Origin of the sequence: Clostridium sp. 1001275B_160808_H3 (assembly GCF_015550425.1) — a bacterium.
GTDB lineage: Bacteria > Bacillota > Clostridia > Clostridiales > Clostridiaceae > Clostridium.
Window position 1 is genome coordinate 31798 of sequence record NZ_JADNAT010000008.1, and the last position, 14219, is coordinate 46016.

12 protein-coding genes, 1 riboswitch and 1 other annotated feature are annotated in these 14219 nt (G+C 29.4%); of the genes, 3 read left to right on the forward strand and 9 right to left on the reverse strand.

The window, feature by feature from the left end; all coding sequences use genetic code 11:
• The first annotated feature begins 2 nt into the window (after positions 1 to 2).
• Entirely contained in the window at positions 3 to 494 is a 492-nt protein-coding gene (locus tag I2A75_RS07480; protein ID WP_195263857.1) for an aromatic acid exporter family protein, read from the forward strand.
• A 352-nt stretch (positions 495 to 846) separates the two neighbouring features.
• Here the strand turns inward: I2A75_RS07480 and I2A75_RS07485 are convergent, their stop codons facing one another.
• A complete protein-coding gene (locus tag I2A75_RS07485) occupies positions 847 to 2613 on the reverse strand; it encodes an aminopeptidase P family protein (RefSeq protein ID WP_195263858.1) in 1767 nt (588 codons plus the stop codon).
• 174 nt (positions 2614 to 2787) lie between these two features.
• On the opposite strand from I2A75_RS07485, the gene I2A75_RS07490 reads away from it, so the two are divergent.
• Positions 2788 to 3243, forward strand: a complete 456-nt coding sequence (locus I2A75_RS07490) for a DUF5680 domain-containing protein (RefSeq protein ID WP_195263859.1) — start codon at positions 2788 to 2790, stop codon at positions 3241 to 3243.
• A gap of 136 nt (positions 3244 to 3379) precedes the next feature.
• Here the strand turns inward: I2A75_RS07490 and I2A75_RS07495 are convergent, their stop codons facing one another.
• The 6 genes from I2A75_RS07495 to I2A75_RS07520 all read right to left on the reverse strand — a co-directional run bounded on the left by I2A75_RS07495 (position 3380) and on the right by I2A75_RS07520 (position 8742).
• Entirely contained in the window at positions 3380 to 5107 is a 1728-nt protein-coding gene (locus I2A75_RS07495; RefSeq protein ID WP_195263860.1) for a Na+/H+ antiporter NhaC family protein, read from the reverse strand.
• 119 nt (positions 5108 to 5226) lie between these two features.
• Positions 5227 to 5402, reverse strand: a riboswitch (Lysine riboswitch).
• 85 nt (positions 5403 to 5487) lie between these two features.
• Positions 5488 to 6720: an aminopeptidase P family protein gene (locus I2A75_RS07500; protein WP_195263861.1), complete on the reverse strand. Its 1233-nt coding sequence runs from the start codon at positions 6718 to 6720 to the stop codon at positions 5488 to 5490.
• Positions 6721 to 6738: 18 nt separating this feature from the next.
• The gene (locus I2A75_RS07505) at positions 6739 to 7179 is read right to left on the reverse strand and encodes an ACT domain-containing protein (protein ID WP_195263862.1); all 441 of its coding nucleotides are present in this window, start codon (positions 7177 to 7179) and stop codon (positions 6739 to 6741) included.
• A gap of 110 nt (positions 7180 to 7289) precedes the next feature.
• Positions 7290 to 7502 (reverse strand): hypothetical protein, encoded by a 213-nt coding sequence (locus I2A75_RS07510; protein ID WP_195263863.1) that lies wholly within the window; start codon positions 7500 to 7502, stop codon positions 7290 to 7292.
• 122 nt (positions 7503 to 7624) lie between these two features.
• Complete coding sequence (locus I2A75_RS07515; RefSeq protein WP_195263864.1) at positions 7625 to 8149, reverse strand: nucleoside recognition domain-containing protein; 525 nt, start codon at positions 8147 to 8149, stop codon at positions 7625 to 7627.
• Positions 8150 to 8166: 17 nt separating this feature from the next.
• A complete protein-coding gene (locus I2A75_RS07520; RefSeq protein ID WP_195263865.1) occupies positions 8167 to 8742 on the reverse strand; it encodes a nucleoside recognition domain-containing protein in 576 nt (191 codons plus the stop codon).
• A 115-nt stretch (positions 8743 to 8857) separates the two neighbouring features.
• Between I2A75_RS07520 and I2A75_RS07525 the strand changes: the two genes are divergently transcribed.
• The gene (locus tag I2A75_RS07525) at positions 8858 to 9043 is read left to right on the forward strand and encodes a hypothetical protein (RefSeq protein WP_195263866.1); all 186 of its coding nucleotides are present in this window, start codon (positions 8858 to 8860) and stop codon (positions 9041 to 9043) included.
• Between the two features lie 259 nt (positions 9044 to 9302).
• On the opposite strand, the gene I2A75_RS07530 is transcribed toward I2A75_RS07525, so the two are convergent.
• Positions 9303 to 10301: a LacI family DNA-binding transcriptional regulator gene (locus I2A75_RS07530; protein WP_195263867.1), complete on the reverse strand. Its 999-nt coding sequence runs from the start codon at positions 10299 to 10301 to the stop codon at positions 9303 to 9305.
• A 362-nt stretch (positions 10302 to 10663) separates the two neighbouring features.
• Complete coding sequence (gene ileS, locus I2A75_RS07535; protein WP_195263868.1) at positions 10664 to 13774, reverse strand: isoleucine--tRNA ligase; 3111 nt, start codon at positions 13772 to 13774, stop codon at positions 10664 to 10666.
• 183 nt (positions 13775 to 13957) lie between these two features.
• Positions 13958 to 14214, reverse strand: a binding site (T-box leader).
• Between the last annotated feature and the right edge of the window lie 5 nt (positions 14215 to 14219).

Sequence of the window (14219 nt, forward strand, 5' to 3'; positions counted from 1 at the left end):
ATATGAATTTCATGATTCCTAAAGTTGGACTTAGAACCATAAAAACTGCAGTTTCAGTATTTCTGTGCTTATTACTATTTCCTAATGAGCCTTTCTTCGCTTGTTTAACTGCTGTTATCTGTGTACAAGATACAGTTGCAAACTCAGTTAAAATGGCAATAAACAGAGGCCTTGGAACAATAGTTGGAGCAATTATAGGATTATTATTTTTAATTATTTGTAGATACTTCAAATTTAATATTGAATTCATGACTTTAAGTAAGATATTAATTTATATATCTATATCTATCGGTATCATAGTAGTTATCTATTCTTGTAACTTACTAAAAAAGCCTGGAGCAATTAATGTATCATGCATTGCATTTCTTGGAGTAACTACTATTCACGCTTTCACAGACCCATTCTATTATGCAGTTAATAGAATAATAGAAACTCTTTTTGGTATTTTAATAGCATTACTTGTTAATAAATTTATTTTACCACCTAAGGAGTAACTTCTTATGATAAGAAAACTTGGTTGTAGCAAAATAAATTTTGATATTAACCAGTAAAAATGGAAGTTCTAATTCGAGCCTCCATTTTGCGCATATATAATATACACCAAAATTTCTATTTAAATTTAAAAACATCTTTAATTAAGTAAAATTAACGGTTTAAAAAAGGCTCTCGTTTCGTAATCCACTTTATAAAAAGTTAATATGCAAGTATAAAGGGAGTCGCGAAACGCGACCGCCCTTTCATAAAATAAAAAATTCACTTTTTCAAGATACTAAAGCTTACTTGAAATTTAATAAATTAAATCTTAAATTAAATAGATTTATAAGACTGTACCTTTTTCATTAATAACTATATCTCTCTTGTTTGAATTTTTAGGAATTCCTTTTCTTCATCATTCAGATATGGATTTAACTTTTCAAATACAGTTTTATGATAGTTATTTAACCAATCCTTTTCTTCGTTTGTAAGCATTTCTACAATTACTCCATTTAAGTCTATTGGACAGTATGATATCGTCTTAAATCTATAGAACTCTCCAAACTCTTTAGAATTTATATCTTCTACCACTAAAAGAGTATTTTCTATTCTTATTCCATGCTTACCTTCCTTGTACACACCAGGCTCATTAGTTATTATCATTCCTGGTTCTAATACTGTTAAATTTCCTTCTGGTCTTATTCCCTGTGGTCCCTCATGGACATTCAAGAAGTATCCAACACCATGACCTGTTCCACACTTATAATCTATTCCATAATTCCATAATGGCCTTCTAGCTAATATATCTAAATTCATTCCTGTAGTACCTTTTAAGAATTTTGCTGTTGATAAAGCTATATGTCCTTTTAGTACAAGGGTAAAATCTCTCTTTTCTTCTTCAGTTACATTTCCTAAAATAAAAGTTCTAGTTATATCTGTTGTTCCATCAAGATATTGCCCACCAGAATCTACAAGAAACAGCCCTTCTTCTTTTAACTCATAGTCAGTTACTTCCGTCGCTGAATAATGCATCATAGCTGCATGATCTTTATAACCTGCTATAGTCCCAAAGCTGTCACCCTTGTAGTTCTCTCCTTTAGATCTAAATTCAGTTAACTTTTTACTTGCTGATATTTCTGTTACCTTTTCTTTTCCTAGAGTATCATTTAACCATTTTATAAATTTAACCATAGCAATACCATCTCTAACTTGAGATTTTTCAGTATTTGCTATTTCAACTTCATTTTTTATAGCCTTTAATTTTGTAGTAATATTCATTTCATTTATCACTTTTATATCACCACTTAAGCATGAATATATCTTAGCATTTACTTTATTTAGATCCAACATAGTCGTACCCTTTATTAATTTCACATGCTCTTCTATTTCATCATATTCATATATTTCAAAGCCTTCATTTTTCAGCTTCTCTCTTGTATAATTATCTACCTTATCATTATTTATATATAAGTTTGCATGACTTTCATTTATAAGAACATAAGAAAGTGCTACGGGATTAAATTTAACATCATTTCCTCTAATATTACAAAGCCATGCTATATCATCTAAAGAAGATATTATATAATTTTTAGCACCTTTTTCTTTCATATATTTTCTAACTTGCTGTAATTTTTCTGAAGCATATTTACCAGAATAAACTTCATCATGTATAAATATTTTACCTTTTGGTAATTCAGGCCTTGTTATCCAAATATCTTTTAATAAATCGTACTCCATGCTAATACTAAAATTATTTTCTTTAGCAATGTCTAAAAATACTTTGTATTGATTAACTGAAAATAATCTTCCATCAAACCCCAAAGTTTTTTCAGATTTAATATTTTCCTTTATCCATTCTTCAATAGTTGGATATCCAGGAGTTCTCATTTTCATAAGCAAAATTCCGCTTCCATCAAGTTCTCTTTCTGCCTGAATAAAATATCTACCATCAGTCCATAAAAATGCTTCTTTTAACCCAACCAAGAGTACTCCTGCTGAACCTGTAAATCCTGATATAAATTCTCTTCCCTTAAAATACTCAGCAACATATTCGCTTTGATGTGAATCGCTACTTGGAATAATATAATAATCTATTTTCCCTTTTTTCATAAATTCTCTAAGCTTTTCTAAATTATTCATATTTTCTCCTTTCATAATCTTATATATTTTTTATAAATAATATTATATCTATATATTTCATGATAATCTATACATTCATTTCACCCTAAATATAGTATATTTTTACAAAAATTGTTGATTTAGTTATAGTTTTTTTATATAATTTATTTGTTGTATAAAAAGGGGGAGACTTATATGGGAGACTTATCTAAATTTAAAGATTTTATTGTAGAAGCTAAGAAAAACACTTATGCTTCTGGAGCTAAGAAAGAAAAATCATCTAGACCAAACTCAAAAGACTACGCTTATAAAAAATATAATTATTATTACCTTGATAGTCATGTTGGAGATAAGGAATTCATAGGCGAGGAATTAGTTTGGCTTAATGAAAAGGTTTGCTGGGGGATGAATTATAAAGGACAAGTTCTTCTTAATGAAACACCATCTGGATTTAACAAGTTTTTAAAAAAAGCTTTAAAAAATGTATCCGAAGATTCTCCATTCAGAGGCCCAAAATATTTTGAAGATGAAGATTTTATTTATGAATGTAAGTGGGATGGAGATTTATCCTTATTTAATGGAGTTGAATCAATATCTCATAAAGGAAATGAAGTATTCAGACTTTATTTCCATGGTGGAAACCTTAAATAAATATTTCCAACTTAGAATGAAGCTCTACAAATAAACATCTTGTAGAGCTTCATTTACTATATATGGTATTTCAAATCTTTAATATAACTAGACTATAATACTAGTTAATTATTATTCCAAGTTAATTTATCATTTTTTACTTTACTTCTTCAACCTTCTTACCTAATATTTGTACTCCTAAGAACACTGCTATTATTGATATCGGGAGAACTACATACCACTGTAATCCAAAACCTGCTGGTATATATCCAAATATAATTGTTATGGATGCTATAAATAAAGCATACCACATTTGAGTATTTACGTGTGCTATATGATTGCATCCAGCTCCCATTGATGAAAGAATAGTAGTATCTGATATCGGTGAACAATGATCACCAAAAATAGCTCCTGTTAATACTGCACTTGTACTAACAATTACATAACTCATATCAGGATTCATCGAATATGACAATGGTATTGCAAGCGGCATCAATATTCCCATAGTTCCATAAGCAGTTCCTGTTGCAAATGAAATAATTGCACCTAGTACAAATATAAGGCTTGGTAATAAGAAATTAGGTAATGATCCTGAAAGTAATGAAACAAGATATTTTGCTGTTCCTAAATCTTTTATTACAGAACTAAGTGACCACGCTAATAATAATATTACTCCTGTTATTAATAAAGGTTTCATACCGTCTATCCATGTATCTATAGCTTCTGAAATTGTAAATATTTTTTTAGCTACTCCCATTATTATAGATACTATACTTGCTACTAATGCTGATTGGAATAACGCAACAGATGCATCTGATGCACTAAAAGCTTCTTGTATAGCTTTAAATGATAATGGTGAATTAGTAATTATTTGTTGAAGTGAAACGTCATCTCCTCCCATTATTGCAGAGTAACCACTAAAATAGAAACAAAGTAATGCCGTCACAACTAGTACACCGATTGGAATTATGGCATTCCATATACTTAGCTTTATTCCTTCTTTTGGTTCAAGTTCAGCATGATCCATATTGGACTCTACTGCAACTTCTTCATATTTAGAATTTAATCCCCTTCTCCTTGCTTCTATTTCTGCCTTATACATAGGTCCAAACTCTTTTAATAATATTGAAGTAATAAATACAAAAAATAGTATCAGTATATTATAAAATCTATAAGGTATAGTTTGTAAGAAAACCCCAAAGGCATCAACTTCTTGACCTATACCATTAATAAAGGCATCATTTATTAAACCAACCTCTAATCCTATCCATGTCGATACAATGGCTAATCCAGCTATTGGTGCTGCTGTTGCATCTATAATAAATGCTAATCTTTCTCTTGATATCTTCATTTTATCTGATACTGGTTTCATGATAGGTCCAACTATTAATGAATTAGCATAGTCATCAAAAAACACAGCTAATCCTAATAAAAGAGTAACTACTTGAGTACTTTTGGCAGTTTTAGCTTTTCTTGCTAGTGCTTCTGCAACAGCCTTAGCTCCCCCCATCTTAGCAACTAAATGTATAACTCCTCCTATAACTAATACCTGAAGAATTATACCAGCATTCCAAGGATCAGCTAATGAGTTTAAAACTCTAGATACAAAATCCAAAAACGAATTTATAATAGCGTTAAAAAGTGAATTGTCCACTAGTTGTACTAAGAAAGTTCCTGATAATGTTCCAATAAATAAAGATATAATTACATTCTTCGTTAAAAAAGCTAATACTATTGCAATAACAGGTGGTATTAAAGTTAATAACCCATAATGATTTGCATTAGATGTAGCTATATCTACCTCTTCTGCAAAGACTATTGATGTTGATAGTAATATCATCATAATAGTCAATAATGCTACTTTTAAACTTTTTTTATTATTCATATTTAATCCCCCTTAATGTAATTTTGTAAATAATTAAAGGGCAGAAATTAAAAAGAGCCTTGAGTTTTCACTCAAGGCTCTAAATATACTTTAAACTATAATAGAAAAAGTAAAATTCCTCAAGCGATAGCTCACCACAAAGCAAGTTTGTGACAGTGTTACATATATTTTATGCAACCCCAGCCATATGATTTTAAAGCATCAATCATACGCTTCGGCGATAATTCCTTTCCTATTAAATCACTGTGCTTACCTCATTAATAGTACTCTTAAGTATCGCTCCTCTACCCTTGTCGTTATTCACATTTAATTTATACCTATATTATACAGATATTAACTTGTCAAATCAACTATAACGTAAATATTAATTTCTAATAATCTTATTTATCCGCCATAAATTCTTCTATTTCCTCTACTGTTTTAATCATTTCTTTTGTTAATACTTCATTTCCTTCTTCGGTAATTAAAACATCATCTTCTATTCTAATTCCAATTCCTTCATTCTCGATATATATTCCAGGCTCAACAGTATATATCATTCCAGGCTCAAATGTAACATCTCTATTTTCTAATTCTATATCATGTGTATCCATTCCTAAACTATGTCCTATACTATGGTAATAGAATTTTGAAACATCATCTTTTTCTGTCATTAATCCAAGAGAAATACATTCTTCTGAAATCCAATCCTTTGCCTTTTTATTTAAATCAAGAAATTTAACTCCTGGCTTCATTTCCTTAATAACTTTTTCATTCACTCTAAGAACAGCATTATAAACCTCTTTCTGCCTTTCAGTAAATTTACCATTAATAGGGAAGGTTCTTGATATATCACCATTATAGTATTTATATTGAGCACCTAAATCAAATAATATTAAGTCTCCATCATTTAATTTTGAATCATTCGTTACATAATGTAGTACTGTAGCATTTTTACCTGCTGCTGCAATAGTTTTAAAAGCAAAATCTTTTACTCCATTTTTCTTGCATATAAAATCAAAATATGCTTCTAGTTCATATTCCTTAATACCAGGCTTGGAATTTTTCATTAACTCTTTTACGCCTTCTATTGTAATTTCTATTGCTTTTCTTATTGTATTAACTTCTTCCTCAGTCTTAATAAGTCTTAAATCCCCTATAATTTTAAAAGCATTCTTAATATTTATATTATAATATTTATTGTTAACTTCATTCGCATATTTATATGACGCATTACCTTTTTCTAGATCAATATATATATTTAATTCTTTTTTATTAAGAACTAATTTCTCTATAAAATTATCAAACTCCCCAAGGTATTTAATATCCTCTATTCCACAAATTTCAGGAACCTCTTCTTTTCTAATAGTTTTTCCTTCCCACTTTTCTGCAATAGGATCAACTTCTTTTATAAATAAATATTCATTGACCTTACCATTAATCTTAGATAAAACTAAAATATGATTTTCTTCATCAACTCCAGTTAAGTAATAAAAATTTCTATTTGGCGTAAAATGATAATTTTCATCAGCAGTTTTCTTTGGTGCATTTCCTGCAAATAAAATTAGTAAAGAATTATCTTCAATACATTCTAACACCTTAGCTCTATTATTCTTATAGAATTCCTTATTCATAAATTCACTCCCTCTTTTTTACTCCATAGCTAATACCTTAACACTAACAACATTAGGTAATGCTCTTAAAGTATTAACTAAGTGTTTTAAATCTTTTTTCATATTAGATATATCTAATGTTATAGTTACATTTGCAGCCATATTTATAGGTATATCTTGATTTATCGTTAATATATTTCCCTTATTAAAAGCAATACAATCTAAAACCTTAGATAAAGTTCCAGTTTCGTGAGATAGTAGTACAACTAAGGTTATCTTTTTACTATTTATCCCCTCTGACATAGGAAAAACATAATCCTTATATTTATAAAATGTACTTCTGCTTATTCCTGTTTGTTTTACAGCTTCACTTATATCTTTTGCCTTTCCCGTAAAAAGACTTTCTTTAACGTCTAAAACCTTTTTAAAAACTTCCGGCAACACTTTACTACTAATAATATAAAACTTTTCTGAAGCCATAACATCACCTGCCCCTATATGAAAATTAAATAAGCTATATAATTAATAATTATATAGCTTATTTAAAAGAAAATACATATTATTCGTAATGTTTATTTTTTTCATTGTATTTATATATGAATCTTATTTGATTTCTTAACTCTTCCTATAAAAATTTTTATAAGTGAAATCAAAATAGATATAACTCCCCCTAAAGCAAAGCAAAGTTGTATGTTTCCAACAAATAGACCAACTAATACTCCTAATCCTACTCCATACGCTAAAAATATAGCTAAAATTTTTATTTCTTCATCTGACAAAAATAATCTGTCATTCCACTCCATCTCTTAAACACTTCCCTCCTTTATTTATATAATTTATTATAGAATATTTTGCTTATTAACTAGTTACAAAATTATTACGTATTACTTAAAAGTTATTAATTATTCTGTACACCTTTTTCTATTTATAATAAAAGTCTACTTACTAGAAAAACCGCAGTTATTATTGCAGTTATATCAGCTAATACTGCCGCCCACAATGTATGTCTAATTTTTTTAATTTGCACAGCACCAAAATAAACTGTTATTGTATAAAATATAGTTTCAGTTGTCCCCATAATTACTGAAGATATTAATCCTATAGTAGTATCTGGTCCATAAGTCTTTAGAATGTCTGTTAAGATTCCAACAGCACCACTACCTGACAAAGGCTTGACTAATACTAATGGGATAACTTCTTTAGGTAGTCCAATTACCCCACCTATTGGAGCTATCATATTATTTAATATATCTAATAACTTTGCCTCTCTAAATATGTTTACAGCTATAATCATAGCTAATAAGTATGGAAATATATTCAAACAAACTTTTAATCCATCCTTGGCTCCCTCTATAAACCATTCATAAACTTTTCTCCCCTTAAACATTCCATAAGTAATAATTATTATAACTATTATTGGAATTATGCTTTTCGTTAAATATTGAAACACCTTAAAAATCCCCCCTTTTAAAAATACCGTTGTAGTATTTTACAAAAAACAACTCCCATAACTGCTGCAATAGTGCTTGCCAACACAGCTGGCATTATTATTGCTCCTGGATTACTTGATCCACAAGCTGCCCTTATTGAAATTACTGTAGATGGAACCAGCTGTATGCAAGCTGCATTCAAAACTAGAAAAAGAGACATATCATTTGAAGCTGTTCCTTTTTCCTTATTTAATCTATCCATTTCTTGCATAGCCTTAATTCCAAATGGAGTTGCTGCATTTCCAAGCCCCATCATATTAGCAGTTATATTCATTACTATTGCACCTAAAGCTCTTTCATCTTTTGCTGCTTCTTTAAATATTAATTTTAAAATTGGCCTTAAAACTTTTGCTAATTTGCTAGTAAAACCACTTTTTTCTGCTACTTTCATTACTCCGCACCAAAAACACATAAGACCAACCAATCCTATAATAAGAGAAACTGTTGAATCAGCTGAAGATATTATAGCCTTAGATATTACCTCTCCATTTCCTGTGAGCAACCCAATTAGCACTCCTAAAAATATCATTCCAAACCAAATATAATTTATCAAAATCTCACCTCTTATGAATTACTTATACAATATATGCCTTGCATCTAATATTTATTAGTGATAGGATAAATATATGTAATATTAATTATGTTTATATACATAAAGGAGACGAATTATGAAGGAATCTAACTTAAAAATAGCCCAAAAAGATATTGATGACGCCTTAAAAACAGTAGAAGATATAGTAAGTGTTCTAGATGACACTGATCTTCCTAGAAATGTATTAAAAGAAAAATTTGTTACATTAACAGAAAAAGTTCAAGAATTAGAAAACATATTAAAAACTGAAGGAATTCTTTAAATTTATAATAAAACAAAAAAACAACTTCATTTTCTGAAGTTGTTTTTTTGTAACCCATAACTCACATTTTCTAATTGATTAGATAACCCACTTCTAATCAGACCATACACTATCATACTTTCTCATACACATAGTTGAAACTGAAAACGTTTAATAATATATTAACATAATTATATCATGCTTTCTATTTTGTGGCAATACATAAAATGTAAAAAAGTAGGAATACTGAATATATTATTCAGTATTCCTACTTAAAACTTTACTTACAGCTTTCTCTCTCTACAAGCTGATAGTCAAGAACATATTGTGATTCTTCTAATTCCTTTTTATTTAACATCTTTATAAGCATTCTCATAGCCACTGATCCCATATCATAACTTGGTTGCTTTATTGTTGTTATCTTAGGATAGAAAACTGAAGAAACTGCATTATCATTAAATCCTATAACGCTTACATCTTCTGGAACTTTTTTACCACGCTCTCTTAATGCATTTATTACTCCCATAGCAATTTCATCTGAAGCACATACTACAGCTTCATAATTCTTCTTACTATTTTCAAAGTACTCAACTGCCTCATATCCAGTCTTAACTTTTAATCCTTTAGTATAAACTAAATCTTCATCTACATTAAGGCCTTTTTCTTTTAAGGCGTTTTCATATCCTATGTATCTGTCTCCCCAAGCATTCATACTATCTTTTTTAGCACCTACATATGCTATGTTATTTAATCCTTTATTTAATAGATAATTAGTAGCTTCCTCTGAAGCCTTTATATTATCTATTATTACACTTGGTAAACTTTCTTCTTTATCTTTGGATTCAACTAATACTGTAGTTAAATCTAATTCATTTATAATATTTAAAGTTTCTTCTTGTAATGATGAACTCATATATATAACTCCATCAACCATTTTTTCTTTAAGTACTCTTAAATATTCCTTTTCCTTTTCGTCATCAAAATCAGAGTTACACAATATCACGTTATAATCGTATATATTAGCAACATCCTCCGCTCCTCTAACTATTTCAGGATAAAAACCACTTGAAATATCAGGAACTAAAATACCGACTGTTTTTGTCTTTTGCGTCTTTAAGCTTCTTGCTACTATATTAGGTCTATATCCAAGTTTTTTTATAGCGTCTAAAACCTTCTTTTTTGTATCTTCATTTACAACATCTATATCATTTAAAACTCTGGAAACAGTAGCAATTGAAACGCCCGCTTCTCTAGCAACATCTTTTATAGAAGTAGCCATACCAACATCACTCCATTTTTCTTTATAATCTTTTATCCTATTCTAACTATATATTATACTATTTGCAAATAGTTAATACAATATTCAAGGTCTCTCTTTATAATAATTCACTATATATTCGCAATAAAGATGTCACTTTTAACCAAAATATTCCATAACATCATGATTTTCATATAATTCTTGAATCGTTAAATTTACCTAAAAATTAAATAGAATTTTTTTTAAAATTTATCACTACTAAATAGCCCTCTTTCACTATTTAACTAACTACATATTAATTATCTAGCAATTGAAAAACTATATTAGAGTTAAAAAGTTAGAAGTTTAATAAAACCTCTAACTTTATTAACTTATTTTTTAATTTAGTTAATTACTTCAACTGTCATATTTAGCTTTTCACCATTTATAACAATTTCAGTATACTCTACTTTTTCATTAATAACAATTTCTTGAGTTAGTGTTTCTCTCTTTATTACATCAGAGTACTTATTAACAACACCTATAAGCATATCATTATCTGCAACAAATAACTTAATCTTATCTGCTACCTCAAAGCCTCTTTCTTTTCTCATGTTTTGTATCTTTGATATTATTTCTCTTAGGTGACCTTCTTCTTTTAATTCCTCTGTAATAGTTGTATCTAAAACAACACCTATTTCACCTTCACCTGCAAAAGCATATCCTTCTAATCCTTGCATTGTTACTAAAACACTCTCACTATTTAAAACTATTTCTGTTCCATCTACTGATATAGTTTCAGTTCCTCCACTTTGAAGCTTTTGTGCTAATTCCATTTGATTTCTTGAAGCTATTTCTCTTCTTATTCCCGGAATTAATTTACCATACGCTCTACCTAATACAGGTAAGTTAGGCTTAATTTCAAAATTAACATATTGTGATAAATCAGCACCAAACTCTACTAATTTTATATTAAGCTCATCCTTTATGATATCTCCATAGTATCCTGGTATTGCATCTGTTGATAATAACATTTTTGAAAGTGGCTGTCTATTCTTTATATTAGCACCATTTCTAGCACTTCTTCCAAGTTTAACTATTGTGTAAGCTAAATCCATTTCTTTCTCTAGTTCTTCATCAATAGCACTTTCATCTACAACTGGCCATGAACATAAGTGTACACTCTCTGTAGAAGATTTATCTAATCCAACAACTAGATTTTGATAAATTTCTTCTGTTATAAATGGTACAAAAGGAGCAGCTACTTTAACTAAAGTAGTTAAAACTCTATATAAAGTTACATAAGCACCAATCTTATCTTCTGTCAAATCTTCTGACCAATATCTTGCTCTATTTCTTCTTACATACCAATTTGATAACTCATCTGTAAACTCTTCAATGATTAATGCAGCTTGAGTTATTTGATATGAATTTAAATTGTTATCTACATCTTTAATTAGAGTATTAAGTTTTGACATTATCCACTTATCCATTACATTTTCTGATTTGAAATCTTTATAATCTAATGGATTGAAATTGTCTAATTCTGCATATAACACATAGAATGAATATACATTCCAGAAAGTGCTTAAGAACTTTCTTTGAGCTTCTGCTACATCATCAATAGAGAATCTTGTTGGAAGCCATGGTGCACTTGCAGTATAGAAGTGCCATCTTGTTGCATCAGCACCTTGTGCATCTAAAACTTCAAATGGATCCACAACATTTCCTTTTGATTTTGACATCTTTAATCCCTTTTTATCTAATACGTGTCCTAAAACTATACAGTTTTCAAATGGATTAGTATCAAATATTGCTGTTGAAATAGCTAATAATGTATAGAACCAACCTCTAGTTTGGTCAACAGCTTCTGATATAAATTGAGCTGGGAAGTTCTTTTCAAATAGCTCTTTATTTTCAAAAGGATAGTGTAATTGTGCAAATGGCATTGAACCTGAATCAAACCAACAGTCAATAACTTCAGCTGTTCTTGTCATCTCTTTATTACACTTAGTACAATTTAAGTGAATATTATCTATATATGGCTTATGAAGCTCTATATCATCTGGAACATTAATTCCTTTTTCCTTTAACTCTGCTATACTTCCTATACATTCTTTGTGGCCACATTCACATTCCCAAATAGGAAGTGGAGTACCCCAATATCTATCTCTTGATATACCCCAGTCGATAACATTTTCTAAGAACTTACCAAATCTACCTGTTCTAATGTTATCTGGATACCAATTAATTTTATTATTATTTTCTAAAAGCTTATCTCTAAGCTTAGTCATTGCAACAAACCAGCTTTCTCTTGGATAATAAAGAAGTGGTGTGTCACATCTCCAACAATGTGGATATGAGTGCAGATGTTTTTCAGATTTAAATAACTTGTTGTTTTCATCTAAATACTTAACTATGCTTTCATCACACTTCTTAACAAACTTTCCTGCCCAAGGAGTTACTTCTTCTACGAAATTACCACTAGCATCTACTAAGTTTATAAAACCTATTCCATTTTGCTTTGCAACAAAACTATCATCTTCACCATATGCAGGTGCTATATGAACTATACCAGTACCATCTGATAAAGTTACATAGTCCCCATGTATAACTTCAAAAGCTTTTCCTTCAACTTCACCAAAAGGAAGTAATCTTTCATATTTAGTTCCTAATAATTCAGTTCCTTTAAACTCCTTAACTACTTCGTAGTCTTCACCTAAAACTTTTGAAGCTAAATCTTTAGCAATTATTAATATTTCATCTCCAACTTTAGCTTCAATATAGTCATATGCTTTGTTTACGCATAACGCTAAGTTTGATGGCAATGTCCATGGAGTTGTTGTCCATGCTAGTATATATTTATTTTCTTCTCCTTCAACCTTAAACTTAACTATAGCAGTTAAATCCTTAACATCTTTATATCCTTGTGAAACTTCATGAGAAGATAGTCCTGTTCCACATCTTGGACAGTAAGGCATTACCTTATGACCTTTATATAAAAGACCTTTATCCCACATTTGACTTAATGCCCACCAAACAGATTCTATATATGAATTATGATATGTAACGTAAGGTTTCTCCATATCTACCCAATAACCTATTTGATTAGTCATCTTTTCCCACATGTTAACATAAGTAAAAACTGATTCTTTACATTCAGTAACAAATTTTTCAACTCCATAGCTTTCAATTTGCTCCTTACCTGAAATACCTAATTTCTTTTCAATTTCAAGTTCAACAGGTAATCCATGAGTATCCCAACCAGCTTTTCTTATAACCTTATATCCCTTCATTACCTTATATCTTGGGATAATGTCCTTCATAACTCTTGTTAAAACGTGTCCTACGTGTGGTCTTCCATTTGCTGTTGGAGGTCCATCATAAAATGTAAAATATTCACCATCTTGATTCATATCAAAATTCTTTTTGATAACATTATTTTCTTTCCAAAGGTCAGCTACTTCTTTTTCCATACCAACAAAACCCTTTGGTAATTCAACCTTTTTGTACATATCTTAACTCCCTTCTGTTAATTACTTCATAATAAAAGCTAATTGCTTTAAGGATATACTTATTACTAATTATTAATCTTAAATCTATATTTTACATTATTAACTATAGTTTAGTAATTATTCATTAGCTAACATCAACTATAAAATAATAAATATATAGATTCAAATAAAAAAAACTCCGCCCAATAGGACGAAGATTATTCGCTATACCACCTAAGGTTAGAAGTTCCCCATAAATAAATATGAAAAACTATTTGAATTCGAGTACAAACATACTCTATCCCTTAACGCAGGATAACGTGAAAAACTTAATCAGTAATTATAAACCTTTCAGCCTCAAACTCCTAGGTGATTTTCCTTAATATTCTCTATGACTTTTCACCAACCAGTCACTCTCTTAAAGTATCCAACTAAGTACTTTTCCTAATCACAGTCTTTAACTAAT